At 42.8% G+C, this 1,241-nt stretch carries 2 protein-coding genes and 1 pseudogene; 2 read left to right on the forward strand and 1 reads right to left on the reverse strand.

The window, feature by feature from the left end; translation table 11 throughout:
- Positions 1-75: DUF933 domain-containing protein (locus J5224_RS28640; protein WP_264628489.1), on the forward strand; the 75-nt coding region annotated here is incomplete at its 5' end.
- Positions 76-162: 87 nt separating this feature from the next.
- Positions 163-315: pseudogene (locus J5224_RS28645) on the forward strand (IS3 family transposase); the annotation flags it as partial.
- 104 nt (positions 316-419) lie between these two features.
- On the opposite strand, the gene J5224_RS28650 reads toward J5224_RS28645, so the two are convergent.
- Positions 420-1,241: hypothetical protein (locus J5224_RS28650; protein WP_264628488.1), on the reverse strand; the 822-nt coding region annotated here is incomplete at its 5' end.

Consider the following 1,241-nt stretch of genomic DNA (forward strand, 5'->3'; position numbering starts at 1 on the left):
GGGAAAATGCGTTCTGAAGGGAAAGAGTACATCGTTAAAGATGGCGATGTGATGAACTTCTTGTTTAACGTCTAATTTGATTTTGTTGTCTTATGGGATCTCATCGCATCTCATGAAGACTAATGAAACCTCTAAAATCCACGCCGTTGCGTGGATTTTTTCTTTTCGCAATACGGTTTTAAGAAGCTTTATCAGGTCATTCACAGACAGGGTAACGTATGAAATTATAAGCGAGTTCGTGGTATTTATTGTCTGTTAAAACTGAATTTTCGTCGAAAAGGAAAACAACGTTTGCCAGTACGTAACCCGGCGCCATGAGTTCCACCGGAGGCGCTTAATCAGAGCTGGTGGATTGATTTTATGCACGATGTATTCCTATCCCTCTATAAACAATAGTGTTACGAAGAATGCATGCGCATCTAATGGTGGTGCACATTACAAAGAAAAGACTTGTCCATCCTCCCTTCTGTACAAATTGAATTTTTGCAGCGAGGGCCTTGTCCACCTTTCGTTTTAGCCACGCACCTATTCGGCAAAGTACCACCATACTTATTTGCGATATTACTGATGATATTTGGGTTTGTGTGAAAGACATCCAATGCTCCAACAGCAATCCCTTTCAATATTTGAACCTCTGGTAAACGTGCAGAGAGATATCTAAAACCTGGTATCGCCAACACGTTCTGTTGTAGAAATTCTATAACTGCCGACAGGTCGTACTCGTTATCGGAAAGAAATTGAGCCTGAGCGGTTTGGTTGCCAATTATTAAAGATAGTAATGGATCTAGAAGTGTTACTTGTGGCAAGCCGAATGTCGAAGCCGCAACGGTCAAAAGACCAATTTCTGCACGATTTGCAGCAATACGCGTGCCTCCTTCTTCAGTTAGTAGAAAGTCTCCACCTCGCCCAAGTAAATCAACTATTGCCTCGGCTGCAAGTCCGCGAAGGAGATGTGGCGAAAGAGCGAAAGCAGGAAGAAGGGGAAATGCGCTCCACAAAGCGGCACCAATTGCCAATTTTGCAGGAATTTGTAACACATCCCAAACCTCCAACGTGTTTCCATAATTCACAAGACTGTTATTTTTTGTTTGAATAACATAGGATTCGCCATTTGTGTAACGCCATTGGCGGATGTGTCTTGAGTAGGGAATCCAACTACCTTTACCACCTTGCACCCACCAAGTGCAATTCAAGGCTGTAGGAATATGATCCTCTGTTGCCATTACTTCATACAACTCAGG

It is taken from the genome of Candidatus Symbiopectobacterium sp. NZEC135, assembly GCF_025962695.1.